This is a genomic window from Nocardioides sp., assembly GCF_030150155.1.
Taxonomy (GTDB): Bacteria; Actinomycetota; Actinomycetes; order Propionibacteriales; family Nocardioidaceae; genus Nocardioides.
The window spans coordinates 50,005-68,534 of record NZ_JASLGR010000061.1 but is presented as its reverse complement, the minus strand read 5'-3'; the positions used below and the strand labels follow the sequence as shown (position 1 = coordinate 68,534).

The following is an 18,530-nucleotide window of genomic DNA, read 5'->3' as shown; positions in this document are numbered from 1 at the left end:
GTGGACTCCACGCCACCGCTCGCCCTGACCCTCGGTCTCTCCGACTCGGCCCGCACCCGCCCCCTGGCCAGCGGAGAGATCCCGATCGCCGGCGTCGAACCCCAGGTCACCCTGATGGGGGTCCAGGCGCTCTTCAACCACCAGATGGTGCATCACACGTTCGACGCCTGCGAGTTCCCGATGGCGACCTACCTGCGCACCCTGGAGACGCCCGAACGCCCCTACCTCGCCATCCCGGTCTTCCCTTCGCGCCACTTCCGGCTCTCGTGCCTCTTCGTCAACGCCGACTCCGAGATCGTGAAGCCCGAGGATCTGGTCGGTAAGCGGATCGGCATCTCGGTCTTCGACATGGCCGCCGGGGTCTGGCTGCGCGGGATCCTGCACGACCACTTCGGTGTCGACCGGCACTCGCCGACGTACGTCATCGGCGGTCTGGAGTTCCCGTACGCCGGGGACGAGCACCCGCAGTTCTATCCCGAGGGCTTCACCTTCGACTTCGAGCGGGAGACCTCGCTGGCCCAGGCACTGGCCGAGGGCAGCATCGACGCGATCGTCACCGCACGTGCCCCCTCGACCTGGACCGGGGCGGCGGGCGACCGGGTGCGCCGCCTCTTCGAGGACCCGAAGGCCGCCGAGCTGGACTACTACCTCGCCACCGGCATCCTCCCGGCGATGCACGTGCTGGCGGTCAAGCGCCCGATCGCCGAGGCCCACCCCGGCCTGACCGACGCCCTGCTGACCGCGTTCACCCAGGCCCAGGAGGCCGCCCGCGCCCAGCTCTGGGAGTCCGCCGCCGTCGACACCATGCTGCCCTGGCAGCTGGAGCACCTGATCGAGACCGAGCGACTGCTCGGCCCCGACTACTGGGCGAGCGGCATCGAGGCGAACCGCCCGATGCTCGACGCCCTCATCGACTACTGCCTCGCCGACGGGCTGATCTCGCGGCGCTTCACCGTGGAGGAGCTCTTCTGATGCGTACCGGTGCCGACTACCGTGCCGCCCTCGACGACGGCCGGACCGTCTACGTCGACGGCGAGCGGGTGAAGAACGTCGCCGACCACCCCGCCTTCGCGGGTGTGGTGGAGACGATGGCAGGGATCTACGACGCCTCGTGCGAGCCCGGCTCGGTGCTGGTCGACCCCGAGACCGGTGAGCTGGCGATCTTCACCACGCCGTACACGGCCGAGCAGCACGAGCGGCGCAAGGTCGCACTGGAGGAGTGGTCCCGGCTCAGCCACGGCTTCATCGGCCGCGGCCCCGACCACGTCGCCGGACTGCTGGCCGGGTTCGCCTCCCGACCCGAGGTGTTCGACACCGAGGAGCGGGCCCTCGGGGCGAACGTGGTCGCCTACCGCCGCCGGGCCGCGGCCGAGGGTCTGTGGCTGGCCAACTCGATCGTGCCGCCGCAGATGAACCCCGCCGACCCGACCTCGCGGGTCCGCCCGGTCGAGCTGGTCGCTGTCAGCGCCGAGGGGATCGTGGTCGACGGCGCCCAGATGCTCGGCACCGGAGCGGCCGTCGCCGACGCCGTCTTCGTCACCTCGGTACGCCCGTTGGGGCCGACCGAGACCGCGCGGGCGCTCAGCTTCGTGGTGCCGATCAACGCCCCCGGCCTGAGCCTGCTGTGCCGTCGGCCCTACGCCTCGGCCGGGGAGCCGTTCGACTACCCGCTGGCCAACCGGTTCGACGAGACCGACGCGATGATGGTCTTCGACCAGGTGTTCGTGCCGTGGTCCGACGTCTTCGCAGCCGGGTCGGTGGAGGCGGTGAACGCGCAGTTCTTCGGCACCGCCGCCCACCAGATCGGCAACCTGCAGTCGATCCTCCGGCTCTCGGCCAAGCTGCGCTTCGTGACCGGGATCGCCTCGCGGATCCTGGCCGCCAACGGCCGCGACAAGGACATGGCGCTGCGTGGTCAGCTCGCCGAGATCGCCACCATCCAGACCGTCACCGAGGCGCTGGCCGAGATGGCGCACCGCTGCGCCGCCCCCGACGCCCAGGGCGTGTGGCGGCCCGAGGGGAAGTACCTCTACGCCGCGCTCGGCCAGCAGACCGAGGTCTACCCGCGGGCGGTCAAGCTGCTCGGCGAGCTCGTCGGTGGCGGCGTGATCCAGGTGCCCTCGCACGTCTCGGACTTCGACAACCCCGACGAGGTCGCCGCGATGGACGTCGTGATGGGTTCGGACCAGCTCCCGGTGGTGGAGCGGGTCAAGCTGTTCAAGCTCGCCTGGGACGTGGTCGGCTCTGAGTTCGCCGGACGCCACGTCCAGTACGAGCGGTTCTACTCCGGCAACGCGATGGTGGTGAAGGGGTACGCCTACCGGCACTACCCCTTCGCCGAGGCCGAGGGCCTGGTCGCGGACTTCCTGGCCGGCTACGGCGCCGGGGTGGCCGGTGGCTGAGAGCGGCCCGGTCGGGTCGGCGTGGGCGCCCGGCGGCCCCGTCTCCGTTGCGCCCACCGGCTCGGGGACCCTGGACGGGGTCCGGGTCGTGATCAAGGACCTGTACGACGTCACCGGGACGCGCACCGTCGCCGGCACCCCTGCGCGGCTGAGCGCCGAGGTCGCCACGCGGTCGGCGACCGTGGTCGAACGGCTCCTCGCCGCCGGGGCCGACGTGGTCGGCAAGACCGCCACCGACGAGCTGGCGATGGGGATGTTCGGCGCCAACACCCACTTCGGCACCCCGCTCAACGCGGCCGCGGCCGACCGGATGCCCGGGGGCTCCACCTCGGGCTCGGCGACCCTGGTCGCAGCCGGGGAGGCCGAGCTCGGGATCGGCACCGACACCGGCGGCTCGATCCGGGTGCCGACCTCGTTCCAGGGCCTGGTCGGGCTGCGGCCCACGCACGGCCGGATCCCGCTCGACGGGGTGGTCCCGATGGCTCCGGCGTTCGACACCTGCGGGCTGCTGGGGCGGGACGTGGCGATCGTTGCCACGGCGTTCGCGGTGCTGGCCCGGGGCGTGGGTGCGGCCCTGGGTGACGGACCCGGACCACGGAGCGCCGCCACCCTCACCCGGCTGGTACTCCTCACCGACCTGGTCGAGCAGGCCACCGACGAGGTCGCCGCGCTGACCCGGCGTACGGCTGAACGCTGGGCGAGGACCTGGGGCCTCGACCTGGTCGAGGAACGCCTCGTCGAGGACCCGTCCGCGGACCTCGTCTCCGTCTTCTGGCCGCTGATGAGTCGCCAGCTCTGGCTCGCCAACGGTGCCTGGGTGCGCGCCGAGCGACCGGTGCTGGGGGAGGGGATCGAGGAACGGATCCTCGCCGCCGCCGACGTCACCGACGACCAGGTCGCCGCCGCGGCAGCACGGCGCGACGCGTTGGTGGCTCGGCTGGGGACGCTGCTCGACGGGGCCGTCGCGGTGCTGCCCACCACCATCGACGCCGCCCCGCCGCGCACCCTGCCCCACTCGGACCTGATGGCCTGGCGCGACCGCAACCTCGCCCTGGTCGTCCCCGCCTCGCTCGCCGGGGTGCCGCAGCTGACGGTCCCGGCCGGTCGGATCGCGCACCCGAGGACCGGCACCAGCGCTCCCGTCGGGGTCAGCCTGCTCGGCCTGGCCGGGGACGACGAGCTGCTGCTGCGCCTCGCCGCCGCCCTCACCGCAGGGGAGCAGGCATGACCACGTCGCCGACCGAGCGGGTCGCCCCCGCTCCGTTCCGACTCGCCACGGACGGTCCCGCTCTGGCACCGCTGGACGGGGCCAGCGTGCTGGTCACCGTGGTGATCAACCTGGAGCACTGGACCCTGGACCGGCCGATGCCGCGGGCCGCGCTGCCCGCCCCGGGCGGGCTCAGTGTCGTGCCGGACGTGGCCAACCACTCCTGGGTGCTCTACGGCCTGCGGGCCGGGCTGCCCCGGCTCGCTGCTGCCCTGGCCCCGCTCGGACGTCACGTCACGGTCGCCCTCAACGCCGACGTCATCGACCACTACCCGGCCGTCGCCGCCCTGATCGAGGAGCGTGGCTGGGAGGTCGTCGCCCACGGCGTACGCCAGCAGTCGATCCAGTCCTATCCGGTCGGTGCCGAGCCGGCCGTCATCGCCGAGACCGTACGCCGGATCACCGAACGCTTCGGTGCGCCGCGCGGCTGGCTCTCCCCGGGGATGAACCAGACCGACGACTCGCTCGAGCTGATGCGCGCGGTCGGCCTGGAGTTCAACCACGACTGGATGATCGACGACCGGCCGGTCTGGCTGACCACGGCCGCCGGGCCGATCCTCGGGCTGCCGTACACCCTGACCCTCAACGACGTCACCACCTATCAGGTCGCCCAGGCCGCCGACGGCACCCTCGCCGACCGGGTCGAGCGGACCCTGTCCCGCCACGTCGCCGAGGCCGTCGCCCCCGGCGGGCAGCCCGCGGTGATGCCGATCGGGCTGCACCCGCACATCGTCGGCGTCCCGCACCGGATCGCCGAGATCGAGCGGATCGTCGCGGCCGTGCAGGCCACCGAGGAGGCGGCCTTCGTCACCGCCTCGGCCGTGCATGACTGGTACGCCGCCCAGGTGCCGGCCCCGGTCGCGGCCCTCGATCAGGCCAGCCGGGCCAGTCAGGTCGGCCGATGAGCGTCGAGAGCAGCCTGCGCACCATCGCCGAGCGCGAGCCCGAGGTGCGCGCCTTCACCTACCGGGTGCCCGAGGCCGAGGTGCTGGCCGAGGCCGCCCGGGCCGCCGCCGACGGCGGTCCGCTAGCCGGGGTCACCGTCGCGGTGAAGGAGATCATCGACGTGGCCGGGTTGCCGGTCACCTACGGCTCCCCGCTGTACGCCGACCGGATCGCCGAACGCGACGCCGCCTCGGTCGCTCTGCTCCGGGCTGCGGGGGCGGTCGTGGTCGGGATGGTCACCACCACGCCGTACGCCTGCGGGACGACGACGGCGACCCGCAACCCGCACGCTCTCGACCACACCCCGGGCGGCTCCTCGGCCGGGTCCGGTGCGGCGGTCGGCGCCGGGATGGTCCGGCTCGCCCTCGGCTCCCAGTCGCAGGCGTCCACGTTGCGACCGGCGTCCTACTGCGGGGCCTGGGGGTTCAAGCCCTCGCACCTGGCGCTGCCACGTGACGGGATGCACCTGCTCGCCGACACCCTCGACGACCTGGGGGTCTTCGCCGACACGATTGACACCCTGAGTGCCGCCGTCGCGGTGCTGCGCGGCGAGGCGACCGACCCGACGCCCGCCGACGTGACCAGTCGGCCGCTGCGGATCGGACGGCTCCGCCTCGACGACGGCGGCCTGCCCCGCCCCGCCACCCGGCAGGCGCTCGACGACCTGGTCGCCCGGCTCGGTGCCGACCCTGCGGTCGAGGTGAGCGAGCACACCGCCGACCTCGACGCGATGGACGCCGCCCTGGCCGGCTCCGGGCAGACCTGCTTCGACGTCTTCGCCGGGGAGTCTGCGGCGACCCTGCGCGGCTACGTCGCCGCCGGGGAGCCCGACCCGCGGCTGGCCGAGATGGTCACCCACGCGGACCGGATCGGCCCCGTCGGCCTGGCCGACGCACGGGCCCACCGTGGCCGGCTGCGCGCCCAGTGGGCCGGGCTGGCCGAGCACTACGACGTCCTGATCACCCATGCGGTGGTCAACCCCGCCCCGCCCGGCCATGCCGGCACCGGGGACCGCCGGATGCCCGCGACCTCGTCGCTGCTGGGCATCCCGGCGCTGAGCGCCCCGTGGATGAGCGTCGAGGGCCTGCCGCACGGCGCCCAGCTGCTCGGCTTCGAGGGCCGCGACACCGACCTGCTGGCCGTCGCCCGACGGCTGGCCGCCCTGGAGGAGGAGACCAGATGACCGAGCAGACCACCCCGACGGAGTCGCCCAGCAGCACCCGCCTGGCCGCGCTGGAGGCCGAGGTGGTCCGCCAGCTGGAGCTGACCGCCTTCCCCCGGCCCGCCTGGGTCAAGCCGCGTCGCTCCGGAGACGAGCCCGTGCTCGACGTCCTGATCGTCGGCGGCGGCCAGGCCGGACTCACCCTCGCATTCGCCCTGAAGCGTCGTGCCATCACCAACACCCTGATCCTGGAGGCGCAGCCCGCCGGGCAGGAGGGTCCGTGGACGACGTACGCCGCCATGCACACGCTGCGCACCGCGAAGGGGCTCACCGGCCCCGACCAGGGCGTGCCGGGGCTGACCCCGGAGTCCTGGTTCAGGGCCGCCCACGGCGACGAGGCCTGGGAGAGCCTCGGCAAGATCCCCAAGGAGGAGTGGAAGGCCTACCTGGACTGGTTCCGCGCCGTCACCGCCCCGCAGATGCGCAACGGCGTCACCGTCACCGGGATCGAGCCGGTCGACGACCTGCTCCGGGTGAGCAGCACCGCCGGTGAGTTCCTCGCCCGCCGGGTCGTGCTGGCCTCCGGGCTGGCCGGCAACGGGGAGTGGACGGTGCCGGCGGTGATCCGCGACAACCTCCCCTCCGAGCGGTACGTCGGCACCGGGGAGCGCCTCGACTTCACCCGTTTCGCCGGGCAACGCCTGGGTGTCCTCGGCGGCGGCGCGTCCGCGTTCGACTACGCCGGCTCGGCCCTGGAGAACGGTGCGGCCAGCGTCGACCTCTTCTACCGGCGGGCGCAGATCCCGCGGGTGAACCCGTTCCGGTGGATGGAGTTCTACGCCTTCGGCGCGCACTTCCCCGACCTGCCCGACGAGGAGAAGTGGAAGTTCACCGTCCAGTTCGGCCGCACCAACCAGCCGCCGCCGCAGCCGACCTGGTACCGCTGCACGGTGCATGACACCTTCGCCTGGCACACCTCGGCGGGGTGGGACGAGGTGCGGATGGTGCAGCGTGCCGACGGTGCCCCGGGGGAGGAGATCGAGGTGCTGGCCGGCGGTCGGCGCTACCGCTTCGACGCCGTCATCTCCGGCACCGGGCCGAACGTCGACCTCGCCGCCCGGCCCGAGCTCAAGGCTGTCGCACCCCTGGTCGCGACCTGGGCCGACCGGTTCACGGCGCCCGAGGGCTGGGAGGACCCGAGCCTGACGGCGTACCCCTATCTCGGTCCGAGCTTCGAGTTCACCGCCCGCGACCCCGAGGCCGGGCAGGACGCCTGGGTGGAGCGGGTCTACGACTTCACCTACGGCGCGCGGCTCTCGATGGGCCTCAACGGCAACATGAACTCCGGGCTCGGGGCCGGCGGTCGGCGGCTGGCCGAGGCGCTGTCGCGCTCGCTCTTCCTGGAGGACCGTGCGGCGTTCTTCGACGACTACGTGGACTTCGGGCTGGTCGAGCTGGTCGACCTCGGCCGTCCCGACGCACAGCACAATGGGCACCATGAGTGACCTGCCGTTCCGTGACGCCGTCCCCGCCCGGGACCTGGTCGGCTACGGACGCCACCGCCCCGACCCGGCCTGGCCCGGCGGCGCCCGGCTCGCCCTGACCATCGCGGTCAACGTCGAGGAGGGCGGCGAGGAGTCGCCGCTGCTCGGCTTCGACCGCTCCGAGACGCCCCTCACCGACGCGGCAGCGGCCTCCGCCGACGTCCCCGGCCGCGACCTGGCCGGGGAGTCGATGATGAACTACGGCTCCCGGGTCGGCTTCTGGCGGGTGCACCGGCTGCTCACCGAGCGCGGCATGGTCGCCACCACCTCGGCGGTCGCGCTCGCGCTGGAGGCCAACCCCGAGATCGCCGTCGCCGCCCGCGAGGCCGGCTGGGACCTGATGGGGCACGGCTACCGGTTCGCCAAGCACTACCTGATGAGCGAGGACGAGGAACGGGCTGACCTGGCCCGGGCGGTGGCCTCGTTCCGGCGGACCTGGGGCGCGGCCCCCGAGGGCTGGTACTGCCGCTACGGCCCCTCGGCGCAGACCCGTCGCCTGCTGGTCGAGCACGGCGGCTTCCTCTATGACTCCGACGCGTACGACGACGAGCTGCCGTACTGGGCCGACGTGCCCGGTCTCGCCGGGCCGTCGGGCGAGCCCGCACGCCAGCTGGTCATCCCGCACACGTTCTCCAACAACGACAACAAGTACGCCAAGGGGTGGTGGTCGACCTCGGAGGACGCCTTCGTCTACCTGCGTGACTGCTTCGACGTGCTGCTGGACGAGGGGCGCCGCGGCAGCGCCGGGATGATGGTGGTCTCGGTGCACCCGCGACTGACCGGGCACCCTGCCCGCGCTGCCGGGCTGGCACGGTTCCTCGACCACGTGGCGCGACACGAGGACGTCTGGGTCGCGACACGGGCCGAGATCGCCCGTCATTGGGTGCAGACTCAGCCGGTATGAATCTCCTGCTGCGTGGCGGCGTCGTGCTCACCGGTCCCGACTGGGTCCCGACGCCGCTGGACGTGCAGGTCGCCGAGGGCCGGATCGCCGCGCTCGGGGCACCCGGGACACTGGCCGGTGAGGCGACGCTCGACGTCACCGACCGGCTGATCATGCCCGGCCTGGTCAACGGCCACACCCACTCCCACACCCTGCCGGTGCGGGGCGTGCTGCGGCAGGCGACGTTGGAGGACTCCCTGCTCGGCGCTGCCTGGATGGCGGGTCCGCGACCGGCGGAGCTCAGCGAGCTGTCGGCGATCATCGCCGCCACCGAGATGGTCGCCAGCGGCGCCACCGGGGCGTTCGACCTGCTCGGCCAGACCGGCGGACCCGAGCCCGAGGGTCTGTGGGCGGCCGCGCGCGGCTACGCCTCGGTCGGACTGCGGACCGTGATCGCCCCGATGGTCGCTGACCGGTCGGTGCACGAGGCGGTGCCGGTGATCGGGGAGTGCTGCGGCGTGCCCGTCTCCGGCCTGGACGCCGAGGAGATCGTGGCCCGCACCCGCACCTACGTCGAGGGCTTCCCGGCCCTGGCCGGCGTCGGACCCGCGGTCGCGCCGACGATCCCCGCGCACTGCTCGGCCGAGCTGATCTGGGGCCTGCAGTCCCTCGCCGTCGAGCACGGCCTGCGGATCCACCTGCACCTGGCCGAGTCGAAGGTCCAGGCGCTGGCGGGGGAGGAGCGGTTCGGTCACCCGATCGTCTCCGAGCTGGCCCGGCTCGGCGTGCTGAGCCCGCGGCTCACCGCCGCCCACGGGATCTGGCTCTCGGCGGAGAGCCGGGACGCGCTGGCCGGGGCCGGGGTGGTCGTGGTGACGGTGCCGGGCTCCAATCTTCGGCTCGGGTCCGGGGTCGCCGACGTCCGTGGGCTGCTCCGTGCCGGCGTACGGATCGGGATCGGGACCGACGGGGCGAACTCCGCCGACCTGCTGGACATGCTCGACGCGGTCCGCCTGACCTCCCTGATGTCGCGGGCGTTCGTGCAGCCGGCCGCGGACTGGCTGAGCGTCGAGGAGACCTTGACGGCGGCGACGGAGGGCGGGGCCGCTGCCTGTGGCTGGGACGACGTCGGCAGGATCCAGGCGGGCTACCGCGCCGACCTGACGTTCCTCGACCTGCGCGCCCGGGCGTTCCTGCCGGCCAACGACCTGGCCAACCAGGTGCTCACCGCAGCCCGCTCGGGCGATGTCACCGACGTCATGGTCGGTGGCCGGTTCGTCTACCAGGACCGGACCTTTCCCGGCCTGGACCTGGCCGCGATCGAGGGCCGCTTCCGGACCCTGGCTGAGCAGTGGCGGGCCACCGTCGCCGGGGGAGTGGCGACCGGGCGGACCCAGGTCGGCGAGGCTCGTGCGGCCCTGGCTGCCGAGCGGGCGCGGGAGTGGGAGCCGCGGCACCTGCTCTGATCGACTCCTGACCGCTGACGGAGTCGCCTGAAGGTCAGGCGACCAGCTCCACCGTGCACCGCAGACCCGGTGCCTCGCTCAGCCGCTGGTCGCCGGTGAGCAGGGCCGCCCCGGCCGTCTCGGCGAGGGCGACGTAGGTCGCGTCGTAGGCCGAGAGGGTGTCGCGCAGCTCCCACACCCGAGGCAGCAGGGCGTGGTGGGGGATCCGCTCGACCGGCAGTCGGCCGAGCTGTCCCAGGGCGCGCTCGGCTCCCTCGCGGCTGAGGTGGCCGCTGCGATGGAGGCGCCGGAGCGCCTGCGTGACCTCCACGTCCATCAACTCCGGGCAGAGGGCGACGGCGTCGGCCAGGTGGCTGCGCAGCAGGTCGCTGACCTGCTGTCGGCCGACGAGGAGATCGACGATGGCGGAGGCGTCGACGACCAGCATCGCTCAGTCGTCCCGGCCCTCGCGGATGACCTGGACGATCTGCTCCGTCGTCGGAGCGTCGTCGAAGGTCTGGCCCGCGCGAGCGGCGCCGACGACCTCGTCGAAGGTCGGCCGCGCCAGCTCCGCGAGCCTGAGCCGCAGGTATTCCTGAAGGGAGCGCCCGGACTTCTCCGCGCGGCGGCGCAGAACGGTGTAGGTCGCGTCATCGACGTTGCGGATCTGAATGGTGGCCATAGCCCTAGGATAGCGCTGATTTAGCGCTACTGGTGGAAATGCTGCTGCGGCGGTCATGGGAGTCCTTCCAGAGAGGTGGGTGAGTGGGGTCCACCGTCCCTGCTCGGAGGAGCCGGCGCTAGGGGGTTTCTCCGATCTGTGGATAACTTCGTGGAGGGGGGAGTCCGGGGCGGCTCAGGGGCGGGTGCCTGCGACGACACCGGCGGGAAGAGCGAACTCCAGCCGACGTACGTCGACCAGGCCAGCCCCGGCGAGCAGCGCCTCGAACTCGGCGAAGCGCCGCGCCCGAGAGCCGGTCTCGATCCGCATCATCAGGTCGAACATCGGGCCGAAGGCGGCCATCGTGCCCACCCCCGGAGCCGGATCGCCGGGCAGCTCGAAGACGACCACGGTGCCACCGGGCCTCACGATCGCCGTGGCCACCTCCAGCAGGGCAGCGGCCTCGGCATCGTCGCCCTCGTGCATCAGGTGGGAGAGCAGGACGACGTCGAACCCGTCCTCGCCCAGCACCTCCGCCGCCCCGGCCTCAGCCAGATCCACCGGCGCCAGGGTGATCCGGTCCCGCACCGCGGCGTCGAGGTCGGCGAGCTCGGCCTCGGCCCAGGCGCAGACCTGGGGCAGGTCGACCAGGGTGACGTCGGCCCCGGCGCTCGCCAGCGGCACCGCGTAGGCACCCAGACCGCCGCCCAGATCGGCCACCCTGGCGCCGGTCCGGATCCCCGGGAGCCGGGTCAGGTCGGGGCCGGTCTCGCGGCCCAGCACCACCAGCGCCCGGAGGAAGTTCAGGCTCTGCGCGGGATCGCCGGCCAGGCGGGAGCGCCACGAGGCGATCTGGCGTTCCCCGGTCCGGACCGTCGTCTCCAAGGACTGCCACACCCCGGCGAAGAAGGCCTCCTTCTCCGCGACCAGGCGGAGGTCCCCGCCGCTGGCCAGACGGGTCGCCGACGGGGTGGTGGCGTAGCGCCGCTCGGACGCCGCGCCGTCGGCCCCCAGCAGCCCGAGTCCGGCCAGGGAGTCGAGCAGCGCCAGCGTGGTCGCCGGATCGGTCCCCAGGGTCGCGGTGACCTCGGCCGCACTCAGCGGCCCGGCCAGGAGTGCGTCGAAGACGCCCACCCGCGCGGCCGCGGTGAGCAGCGCCGCCTGCTGGTAGCCGGTCATCAGGTCGATCACGGCGTAGACGCCGAGGTCGGGGGTCGGGTCGGTCACTGGAGTCCCTTTCGCATCGCCACGTAGGCCTTGAGTCCTTGTCGCAGGCCGCGTGCCTCGGCACCGAGCCGCTGCGTCCACCGGCCGGAGGCACCGACCGGGGTGGTCACGGCCGCCGCGGCGGCCGTGCCGGAGGCACCGGTGAGACCTCCGCCGGGGTTCTGCCCGGCCCCGGCCAGGAAGAGCCACGGCAGCTCGGTGCGCTGGTCGGCGTGGCCGGGGGTGCGCCAGCCGAGCAGCTGGTCGAGGGTGTTGTCGAGGTGGTTGGGGGAGCCGTCGCCCCCGATCCGGCGGGCCCAGGTCAACGGGCCCGAGACGATCACATCGACCAGGCCGGCGCGCAGGTCCACCCCGATCACGGACGAGACGTGGTCGATCAGCCATTCCCCGACCTCGCGCTCGCGCTCGGCGGTCCACGGGCCGTCGGCCGGCACCAGGGGAACGATCCCCGACAGCCAGGTCGCGCCGCCGCTGACACCCTCGGGCTGTGCCACCGTGCCGACCATCGACCACGGGGAGGACGGCACCTGACCGGCGATCACCTCGGCGAAGTTCTGGCGTACGTCGTCGGGCGCGGCAGCCGCGTACCAGATCGAGTCCGTGTCCTGCCACGGCAGCGCGACCGGAGCGGCGTGCACGATCGTGACGGTCAGCTCCGCGACGTTGAACTGACCGCTGTGCAGACTCGCCCCGGCCTCCCGCAGCGTGGGTGCCTCGTCGGCCAGCACCCCCAGGGTGCGGGGCACCCCGATCGTCGAGATCACCGCATCGGCGGCCAGCACCCGGCCGTCGGCCAGTCGCACCTCGCCGCCACCGGTCCACGACGGGCCGCTCGTGCCCATCACCGCGCCGGTCCCGGACGACACCGAGCCGCCGTACGCGCCCTTCTTGGTCGACGCCCGGCCGGCGGAGGCTCCGGCTCCGCCCGCGGCGGGCAGCCCCGGGGCGGGCGGCACCGTGGCGGTCGAGGCGAGCCCGACCACCTCGGCACCGGTGAGCACCCGGCCGCCGGCGGCCTCCAGAGCAGCGACCAGAGCCCGGGTCAGGGCGGCCGAGCCGCCGACCGGACGGACCGAGGTGCCGCCGTGGGCCAACGGCATCATGAAGGCGAACAGCCCGGTGCCCGGCGACCAGGCCGGGACCTGGGCGTGGGAAGCCTGCAGTGCCAGCGCGGCCCGCGTGTAGGGGTCGGTCAAGGTCGCGTCGATCACCGTCTCCGCGGACTGGATCATCAGTCGGAACAGGTCGTCGCCGCCGGGGACCGCCGCCATCGCCGCCGCCACCTGGGTCAGGGTCGGCGGCGTCTCGAACGTGCCGAGCATCCCGAAGAGGGTGTCGGCCAGCGCCACCAGACGGCGGTACGCCGGTGCGTCGGCGCCCAGCTGCGGCACGGTGGCCTCCAGGTCGGCCCAGAAGCAGCGCTGGGTGCCGTCGCCGAAGTGGAAGCCGGCGGCGACCGGGTGCTCGCGGTAGTCGATGTCGAGGCCCAGCTCCTGCGTCATCGGGTAGATCCCGCCGTGCTCCCAGGCACCGCGCTCGACCAGCACCCCGGAGGAGTGGGTCTGGGTCCAGACACAGCCGCCCGGCTCGGAGCCCTGCTCCAGCACGGTGACGGCCCAGCCGGCCCGGGCCAGGCGCAGCGCGGCGACCAGGCCGTTGTGGCCGGCGCCGATGACGAGGGCGGAGCCCTTCGCGGGGGTGGTGCTGCTCATCGTGCTCCTCGCTCGGTCAGGATCGAATGGCCGGCCTGGATCAGGCCGGAACGGCGGGCGACGTCGGCCATCAGCGGCCGGCAGCGGGCGATCTGCGCCCGCTCGTCGATGGAGGTGCAGGTGTGGTCGGCGACCACCTGGTGGCCGTCGACCCAGACGTCGCGCACCGAGCGCGGGGAGGCGCCGTAGACCAGCTGGCTGATCGGGTCGTGCAGCACCGCGACGTCGACGGTGTCCTGCAGCAGCACCAGGTCGGCGCGCTTGCCCGGCTCCAGGGACCCGACCAGGTGGTCGAGCCCGAGGGCGCGGGCCCCGTCGATCGTCGCCATCGTGAGCACGTCCAGGGCGTCGATCACCTGGGCGTCCAGGGTGTGCACCTTCTGCAGCAGGGCGGCCGTCTTGATCGCCTGGAGCATGTCCTGGGAGTCGTTGGAGGCGGCGCCGTCGGTGCCGATCCCGACCGCGATCCCGGCGCCGCGCAGGGCCGGCACCGGGCAGACCCCGGAGGCCAGGATCATGTTCGCAACCGGGTTGTGCGCGATCGCCACGTCCTCACGGGCGAGCATCGCGATCTCGGAGGCGTTGAGCCAGACCCCGTGACCGGCGATCAGCGGCCGCTCGAAGAGACCGATCCGGCGGGCGTGCTCCACGGTGCGGTGCCCCCACCGGTGGGTGGCAGCGGTGAGCTCCTCGCGCACCTCGGCCAGATGGGTGTGTACGCCGTGGCCGCCGCTGCGGCACCACTCCACCCCCGCGGCCAGGAGTGCGTCGGACTGGCCGAGCAGGGTGCCGACGCCGTACCGGTAGGTCAGCAGCGGGTTCGCCGCCGCTGCGTCGCGCAGGGCTGCCTGTTCGGCCATCACGTCGTCGATCACCGCGAGCTGGGACGCCCCGGCCTCGACCAGCGGCAGGTCCTCGGCCCCGAACGACACCACGCCTCGCATCCCCGCCCGGGTCAGGCCGTCGACCACGCCGACCGACGCCCGCGACCCGAGGGCACCGTGACAGAACATGTCGTTGACGGTGGTGATCCCGCTGGTCAGCATCTCCACGGCCCGCATCGCGGTGCCCTCGGCGGCGATCTCGGCGTTCAGGGCGTCACCGAGCGGCCCGACGATCTGCTCGCCCCACTCGAAGAGCGAGAGCTCCGAGCCCATCCCGGTGGCCAGCGCCTCGGAGAGGTGGGTGTGGGTGGAGATCAGGCCGGGCAGCACGACGCCCTGCCCATCGCCGTGGACCGGCAGGCCGGGGTGGGCCGCCCGCAGTCCGTCGTACGTCGCCACCGCGACGATCTCGCCGTCGCGGACATGGACCGCACCCTCGGCCAGGACGCCGTCGAGGTGCACGCCGGGGGTGCGATCACGTTCCCCCGGTACCGGTAGGCCTGCCATGGTGAGGACGTAGCGTCCACGCACCAGGAACTCCGCAGCGCTCATCACTGCTCCTTCTCAGCCGAGTGGCTGGACGATGGGCGTCACGCCAGCCGGCCGCACTCCGCGCAACGCGATGAACCGGGTGCGGGTCAGCTCGTCGAGGGTCCAGCCGAGACCCTCCCGGCCCGCTCCGGCCAGGTCCACCCCGCCGAACGGCACGATCGGGGGACGGTAGTTGTTGGTGCCGTTGACCACGACGCCGCCGAAGTCCAGGTCGGCGGCCATCGCCAGGGCCCGGGTGAGGTCGGCGCTGAAGACGGCGGCGGTCAGCCGCAACGAGGTGGCGTTGGCCAGGGACAGTGCCTCGGCGTCGGAGTCCACCACCGTCACCGGGAGGACCGGCCCGAAGATCTCGTCGTCGTGCAGCACCGCTGCGTGGTGCGGGACGTCGGCCAGCACCGTCGGCGCGAACCAGGCTCCGTCGGGTGGTACGCCGAGCGCCCGGCGGGCACCGGCCCCGATCGCGGCCTGGACCTGGGACTCCACCCGGGCCGCGGCACCGGCGTCGATCAGGGGGCCGAGCCGGGCGCCCTCGGCCAGCGGGTCCGTGGGCTCGACGGCGGCGAGTGCGGCGACGAGGCGTTCGGTCAGCTCGGCGGCGATCGAGCGGTGGGCGATCACCCGCTTGGTGGCCGCGCAGGCCTGGCCGTTCATCAGCAGCCGTCCGCGCAGGGTCTCACTCACGACGTGGTCGAGGTCGGCGTCGGGGCGCACGATCGCCGCACCGTTGCCACCGAGCTCGAGGTGCAGCCGACGCAGCACCGGAGCGGTGGCGCGGGCCACGGCGATCCCGGCCCCGACCGAGCCGGTCAGGGAGACGGCGTCGACCCCGCCCGCAGCGCACAGCGCCGCCGAGGTCTCGGTGTCGGCGTGCAGGTGGGTCAGCACACCGGTCGGGAGGTGACGTTCGAGGACGTCGAGCACGGCTGCGGTGGTGAGCGGGTTCTGCGGGGGCAGCTTCACGATGGCGGTGTTGCCCACCGCGATCGCCGCGGCGGCCTTCTCCAGGGTCAGCTCGACCGGGAAGTTGAAGGGGATCACGGCCACCACGACACCGAGCGGGACGCGCTCGACCAAGGTTAGATCCCGCTCGCCACCGGGGAGGGATCCGGTCGGTGCCACCTCGGCGGTCGCGGTCCGGCCGAGCTCGGCGTTGCGCCGCAGCAGCCCGATCGCGCCGCGGATCTCGTGCAGGGCCTGCGGCAGGATCTTGCCCGACTCCCGGGCGTGCAGGGTGGCGAGGTCGTGCACCCGGGTGTCGAGCTCGTCGGCGGCGTCGGCGAGCAGCGTGGCGCGCTGCCACGGGGCGGCGGCGCGCCAGTCACCGGCAGCAGCGCGGGCGGCGGCGACCAGGGTGGGGACGTCGTCGAGGCTGTGCGCCTCGATGCTGCCCAGCGGCTCGCCGGAGCCGGGGGCGGTGATGACGCTGATCGCACGCACGCTCATCGGCCCAGCCGATCGGCGATCCCACCGAGGTGCGCGGCCAGCCGTGAGGTCAGCTCGGGCAGCCCCAGCGGGGTGTCGTGGCCGTCCCCGCGGGCGAAGACGGCGTTGACGGAGCGGGCCGCGGTCGAGCGCCCCTCCCGTCCCAGCCGCGCCGCCAGGTCCGCCTTGGCGGCCGTGGTCCAGGCGCCGGTCGGCAGCACCTCGACCGCGCCGGGCACCTCGTCGAGCAGCCCGATCAGGGCCATCGGACCGTTCAGCCCGACCTTGGAGCTGGGCAGCCCCTCGGCGCGGCGCTGGTCGGCCGAGGCCAGGAAGCTGCGATGGGTGAGCCCCATCGACACCCACCCGCAGAAGGCGTCGTACGCCGGCCCGAGGCGGGTCAAGGCGACGGCGAGTGCCCCCGACATCGCGTTGTGGATCCGCACGTAGGCGTCACGCTCGGCCGGTCCCCAGGCCCAGGAGCCGTCGGCGCGCCGGGTCGCGGTGAAGTCCGAGCGCTCCGGGGAGACCGACGTGCCGCGGGCCTCGAACAGGCCGGGATCGTCGTACGAGACGGCGGGTGAGGGTCCGCCGCCGAGCGCCGCGGGGAGGTAGAGCGAGTGCTCGTAGGGCACCAGGGCCAGCGGCTCGCTGAGCACGAACCGGTCCAGCACGACGCCGTCGCGCACCAGCGGTGCGACCGAGAGCAGGTCGGCGCTCTGGCCGGGGGCCAGCACGTCGAGCAGGTCCGTGGGCCCGTCGAAGCCACGCACTGGGCGCCACCCGTCGGCCAGCAGCGCGGCGTTGATCGCCCGGTGCTCGCGGGAGGTGACGTAGGGCTTGTGCTTGCAGCACGGCATCAGCAGCCCGATCCGGGCGTGCGTGCGGTCCACGGGCGAGGGCGTCCAGGTGCCGGTGACGAAGTCGAGCCACTGCGCCACCCGTGGGTGGGTGAGGGCGGCGAGGTTGGTCTGCGGGGAGTAGAACCGCATCGTCTCGTCGAGCTCGAACGGGGCATGGATCTTGCGGCGGGAGGCCGCCAGACGGGCCTCGGGGAGCAGGTCCCCGAGGCCGTCGGCGAGGTCCGCGATGTCGATCAGGGTCACGCTGGGCCTTACTTGATGGAGGGGTCGAGGAACTGGTTGGTGACCAGGCTGTCGGGGGTCAGGTCGGCGGGGACCGTGACGTCGGAGCGGTACGTCCGGGCGATGTCGATCAGCTTCTGCACGTTGGCCGACTCGAACTTCCCGAGCACGCCGTCGCTGCTCGGGCCGAGGATGCCGAGCTTGACCGCGGTGTCGTGGGCGTAGGTCGCCGAGCCGGCGTCGTACTGCCAGGAGTCGTCGTAGGTCTCGACGATCTTCACGATCGTGGCGTTCGTCGCCGCCGGGTCGGTGATGTAGCCGGCCAGCGCGCGCTGCATCACCGGGATCAGCTTGGCCAGGCAGTCCTTCCGGGCGGTGACGTCGTCCTTGCGCGCCACGATCGCCTGGAAGTACTCCGGGTAGCCGGCGTCGCCCATCGTCTGGCCCACGACCGGCTTGCCCCAGGCCTTGACCAGCTTCTCGTACATGTACGGCTCGGCGGTGATGAAGCCGACCTCGGCGTCCTTCCCGCCGGCGGCGATGAAGGTCGCCGGCTTGTTGTCGGCCGAGTCGTCGTACTGCTTCGCGTCCAGGATGCCGGAGCCGGCGAAGTACGCCGCCCACGTGGCCGACTGACCCTCGCCCTGGGTCAGCACGGTGGCGCCGGCGGACTTGAGGTCGGCGATGGTCTTCACGTTCGGGTACGTCGCGGGGTCCCAGTAGATCGCGTACGGGCTCTTCGCCATCGAGGCCATCACGCCGACCACCGGGGTCTTGGCGTCGGTGGCGATGGTGTCGCCGATCCGGCCGAAGCCGAGCAGGATGTCGTCGTCGGCGTACATCAGCGCGGTCGGGTCCTGGTAGCCGACCGAGGCGCCGCCGATCCGGATCTGGACCTTGACCCCGGTGTCGGTGTCGCCGTCCATCAGCTCACCGGTGGTGCGCATGTTCGTGGTGTCGATGTCGTAGTCCTTGCCCAGCAGGGCGTAGAACGCGGCGTGCTCGGCCTCGGGCTCCCAGTCGGCCTGGAGGACGACGGTGGCGGGGCAGACCCCGGCCAGGGACCCGGCGCTAGCGGCGGTGGCCGAGGCACCGCCCGAGGCGCCAGCCGTGGCGGAGGAGGAGCCAGCGGAGTCGCTGCTCGAGCCGCAGGCGGCGAGGGTGCTCCCCACCAGGATCGCGGCGGTCGCGAGGGCTGCGACGCGCCGCACGGTGGTGGCCGGGGTGGGGTGCGATGCGGACGTGGTCGTACGAGAGCTCAACGGAGGATCCTTCCCACAGGGGTGGAACTGCTGGACTGACGGCGGTGTCGGTGGCGGTGCTGGCGGCGGTGCTGGCG

At 73.3% G+C, this 18,530-nt stretch carries 16 protein-coding genes; 8 read left to right on the top strand and 8 right to left on the bottom strand.

Annotated features, from left to right (window positions below; all coding sequences use genetic code 11):
• From Q1V88_RS19020 to Q1V88_RS18985, 8 genes are read left to right on the top strand one after another with little or no spacing between them, the layout of a single operon-like run.
• Nucleotides 1-972: a hypothetical protein gene (locus tag Q1V88_RS19020; protein WP_300683465.1), complete on the top strand. Its 972-nt coding sequence runs from the start codon at nt 1-3 to the stop codon at nt 970-972.
• On the top strand, nt 972-2,402 hold the full coding sequence (locus tag Q1V88_RS19015; protein WP_300683462.1) for a 4-hydroxyphenylacetate 3-hydroxylase N-terminal domain-containing protein: 1,431 nt from the start codon (nt 972-974) through the stop codon (nt 2,400-2,402). The genes Q1V88_RS19020 and Q1V88_RS19015 overlap by 1 nt, the downstream gene beginning before the upstream one ends.
• Nucleotides 2,395-3,630 carry an amidase family protein gene (locus Q1V88_RS19010; RefSeq protein WP_300683460.1) on the top strand — a complete coding sequence of 412 codons (1,236 nt, stop codon included), beginning with the start codon at nt 2,395-2,397 and terminating at the stop codon, nt 3,628-3,630. Before Q1V88_RS19015 ends, Q1V88_RS19010 begins: the two co-directional genes overlap by 8 nt.
• The gene (locus tag Q1V88_RS19005; RefSeq protein ID WP_300683458.1) at nt 3,627-4,574 is read left to right on the top strand and encodes a polysaccharide deacetylase family protein; all 948 of its coding nucleotides are present in this window, start codon (nt 3,627-3,629) and stop codon (nt 4,572-4,574) included. The genes Q1V88_RS19010 and Q1V88_RS19005 overlap by 4 nt, the downstream gene beginning before the upstream one ends.
• Nucleotides 4,571-5,797, top strand: coding sequence for an amidase (locus Q1V88_RS19000; protein WP_300683455.1), 1,227 nt, complete (start codon nt 4,571-4,573; stop codon nt 5,795-5,797). Before Q1V88_RS19005 ends, Q1V88_RS19000 begins: the two co-directional genes overlap by 4 nt.
• On the top strand, nt 5,794-7,281 hold the full coding sequence (locus Q1V88_RS18995; RefSeq protein ID WP_300683452.1) for an NAD(P)/FAD-dependent oxidoreductase: 1,488 nt from the start codon (nt 5,794-5,796) through the stop codon (nt 7,279-7,281). Before Q1V88_RS19000 ends, Q1V88_RS18995 begins: the two co-directional genes overlap by 4 nt.
• Nucleotides 7,274-8,224 (top strand): polysaccharide deacetylase family protein, encoded by a 951-nt coding sequence (locus Q1V88_RS18990; protein WP_300683449.1) that lies wholly within the window; start codon nt 7,274-7,276, stop codon nt 8,222-8,224. The genes Q1V88_RS18995 and Q1V88_RS18990 overlap by 8 nt, the downstream gene beginning before the upstream one ends.
• A complete protein-coding gene (locus Q1V88_RS18985) occupies nt 8,221-9,669 on the top strand; it encodes an amidohydrolase family protein (RefSeq protein WP_300683446.1) in 1,449 nt (482 codons plus the stop codon). The genes Q1V88_RS18990 and Q1V88_RS18985 overlap by 4 nt, the downstream gene beginning before the upstream one ends.
• A 34-nt stretch (nt 9,670-9,703) precedes the next feature.
• Here the strand turns inward: Q1V88_RS18985 and Q1V88_RS18980 are convergent, their stop codons facing one another.
• From Q1V88_RS18980 to Q1V88_RS18945, 8 genes are all read right to left on the bottom strand, one after another.
• Entirely contained in the window at nt 9,704-10,096 is a 393-nt protein-coding gene (locus tag Q1V88_RS18980; RefSeq protein WP_300683443.1) for a type II toxin-antitoxin system VapC family toxin, read from the bottom strand.
• A 3-nt stretch (nt 10,097-10,099) separates the two neighbouring features.
• Nucleotides 10,100-10,330: a hypothetical protein gene (locus Q1V88_RS18975; RefSeq protein ID WP_300683440.1), complete on the bottom strand. Its 231-nt coding sequence runs from the start codon at nt 10,328-10,330 to the stop codon at nt 10,100-10,102.
• 174 nt (nt 10,331-10,504) lie between these two features.
• Complete coding sequence (locus Q1V88_RS18970; protein WP_300683437.1) at nt 10,505-11,536, bottom strand: methyltransferase dimerization domain-containing protein; 1,032 nt, start codon at nt 11,534-11,536, stop codon at nt 10,505-10,507.
• Nucleotides 11,533-13,248 (bottom strand): NAD(P)/FAD-dependent oxidoreductase, encoded by a 1,716-nt coding sequence (locus tag Q1V88_RS18965; RefSeq protein ID WP_300683434.1) that lies wholly within the window; start codon nt 13,246-13,248, stop codon nt 11,533-11,535. Before Q1V88_RS18965 ends, Q1V88_RS18970 begins: the two co-directional genes overlap by 4 nt.
• Nucleotides 13,245-14,684 carry an amidohydrolase family protein gene (locus tag Q1V88_RS18960; RefSeq protein WP_300683431.1) on the bottom strand — a complete coding sequence of 480 codons (1,440 nt, stop codon included), beginning with the start codon at nt 14,682-14,684 and terminating at the stop codon, nt 13,245-13,247. The genes Q1V88_RS18965 and Q1V88_RS18960 overlap by 4 nt, the downstream gene beginning before the upstream one ends.
• A gap of 12 nt (nt 14,685-14,696) precedes the next feature.
• Nucleotides 14,697-16,127 (bottom strand): aldehyde dehydrogenase family protein, encoded by a 1,431-nt coding sequence (locus Q1V88_RS18955; protein ID WP_300683428.1) that lies wholly within the window; start codon nt 16,125-16,127, stop codon nt 14,697-14,699.
• A complete protein-coding gene (locus tag Q1V88_RS18950) occupies nt 16,124-17,212 on the bottom strand; it encodes a hypothetical protein (protein ID WP_300683425.1) in 1,089 nt (362 codons plus the stop codon). The genes Q1V88_RS18955 and Q1V88_RS18950 overlap by 4 nt, the downstream gene beginning before the upstream one ends.
• A gap of 8 nt (nt 17,213-17,220) precedes the next feature.
• The gene (locus tag Q1V88_RS18945; protein WP_300683422.1) at nt 17,221-18,453 is read right to left on the bottom strand and encodes an ABC transporter substrate-binding protein; all 1,233 of its coding nucleotides are present in this window, start codon (nt 18,451-18,453) and stop codon (nt 17,221-17,223) included.
• Nucleotides 18,454-18,530: the final 77 nt, after the last annotated feature.